The organism is Arthrobacter glacialis (genome assembly GCF_002909445.1).
Taxonomy (GTDB): Bacteria; Actinomycetota; Actinomycetes; order Actinomycetales; family Micrococcaceae; genus Specibacter; species Specibacter glacialis.
The window spans coordinates 1-2,129 of record NZ_PPXC01000037.1 but is presented as its reverse complement, the minus strand read 5'-3'; the positions used below and the strand labels follow the sequence as shown (position 1 = coordinate 2,129).

Below are 2,129 nucleotides of genomic sequence, written 5' to 3'. Positions count from 1 at the left end.
ATGGGGGCCTTGACGGCGTCGCGGGAGGCGTTCATGGTTGGAGGTGTTGAGAATATCCACTCCATTCAACGGAGGAACTATGACAACTCCCAAGCAGCCCATTCCCGGAGCTCCGTCGATCGAGCCGCTGTCGTTTGAGGAGCCTGCGGAAGCACGTAAACCGCTGCCACCGAAGCCTGACCAGCATGGGCCCGAGCTCGTCTCACCGACGGGGACACCTACGGGGGAGCCGGAAGGCTCCCGGAGCCAGAGCGGGGACTATCTCACTACCGCTCAAGGTGCCAGATTGCAGGACACGGACCATTCCCTCAAGGCTGGGCGACGGGGTCCTACCCTTCTGCAAGACCACCATCTGCGGGAGAAAATCACCCATTTCGATCATGAGCGCATCCCCGAGCGTGTGGTGCATGCGCGCGGGGCGGGTGCCCACGGAGTGTTCCAGTCCTATGGGACCGGAACAGGGCTGACCCGGGCTGGCTTCCTGGCCGCAGATGTGGAAACCCCTGTGTTTGTCCGCTTCTCGACCGTGGTGGGATCCCGAGGGTCGGCCGACGCGGTCCGGGACACCCGCGGCTTTGCCGTGAAGTTCTACACGGACGAAGGCTCATTTGACTTGGTGGGGAACAACATTCCGGTCTTTTTCATCCAGGATGCCATCAAGTTTCCCGACGTCGTCCACGCAGCCAAGCCGCATCCCGACCGTGAAATTCCGCAGGCCCAAAGCGCCCATGACACTTTCTGGGACTTTGTTTCCCTCCATACCGAAGCCCAGGCGCACACCATGTGGTTCATGGCGGACCGCGGCATCCCACGCTCTTTTCGCATGATGGAGGGATTCGGTGTTCATACTTTCCGCATGGTCAACGATCAAGGGGCGACGGCGCTGGTCAAGTTCCACTGGAAGCCTTCCTTGGGTGTGCACTCACTGGTGTGGGAAGAAGCCCAAATCGCCAACGGCATGGATCCCGACTTTCACCGCCGCGATCTTGCGGACGCCATTGAATCCGGCAATTTCCCGTCGTGGGAGCTGGGTGTGCAGGTCTTCCCCGACGTTGACGATGAAATGTACGAAGGCATTGACTTGCTGGACCCCACCAAATTTGTGCCTGAGGAAATCGCGCCGGTGCAAATGCTGGGGCGGATGACGCTCAACGCCAACCCCAAGAATTATTTCGCGGAAGTGGAGCAGGTGGCCTTCCACCCCGGGCACTTGGTGCCCGGAATCGATGTCAGCAACGACCCGCTGCTGCAGGGGCGGCTGTTCTCCTACCTCGACACCCAAATCAGCCGCTTGGGGGGACCGAATTTTGGCCAGCTGCCCATCAACCGTCCGCACGCCCCCGTCAATGACATGCTGCGCGACGGCATGCACCAAAGCGCAGATCATGCCGGGGTGGCACCGTACAAGCCAAACTCGCTCGACGGCGGCTGCCCCTTCCATGCGGGCATGGACGCCGGAACTTTCATAGACTTTCCCCAAGCAGTTCAGTCCGGGACGAAGGAGCGGGCCAACCCGGCAACCTTTAGCGACCATTTCTCCCAACCCACGTTGTTTTACCGCAGCCTGACGGCCATCGAACAAGACCATGTGGCGCAGGCATACGCCTTTGAACTGGGTAAATGCTACGAACAAACCATCCGTGAGCGACAACTGGCCGCCCTGGCCAACATTGATGCGGAGCTGTGCCAGCGGGTTGCGGAAGAACTGGGCCTGCCGGTGCCCGAAGCCACTGAGCCGCCCACCGATCAGGTTCCCAGTCCGGCAGTGTCACAAATCGGCCAGGCCTGGCCGATCGCCGGGCGTGTCGTTGGCATTGTTACTGATGCGGGCAGCGATCCCGAGCAGGTTCTGCAGGCGCGCGACGCCGTCGAAGCTGCGGGCATGCTGGCCCTGATTGTGGCACCAGTCGGAGGGAAACTTCCCGGAACTGACCAACCCGTACAGAGGAGCTATGCCACCACACGATCCATCGAGTTCGACGCCGTCATCCTCGCCACCTCCGATGCCGGACAGAAGGGCCCCGACCCGCGCGTGGTGGTACTGGTCGCCGAGACGTACCGCCATGCCAAGGCCATCGGCGGCTGGGGCGGGGCAGGAGTTGCACTGGAGGCTGCGGGCGTGGCCGCCG

1 protein-coding gene is annotated in these 2,129 nt (G+C 62.0%); it reads left to right on the top strand.

Translation table 11 applies throughout. From position 1 onward, the window contains the following. Positions 1 to 79 precede the first annotated feature (79 nt). A partial coding sequence (locus tag CVS27_RS20250; RefSeq protein ID WP_103467644.1) for a catalase occupies positions 80 to 2,129 on the top strand: 2,050 nt, incomplete at its 3' end.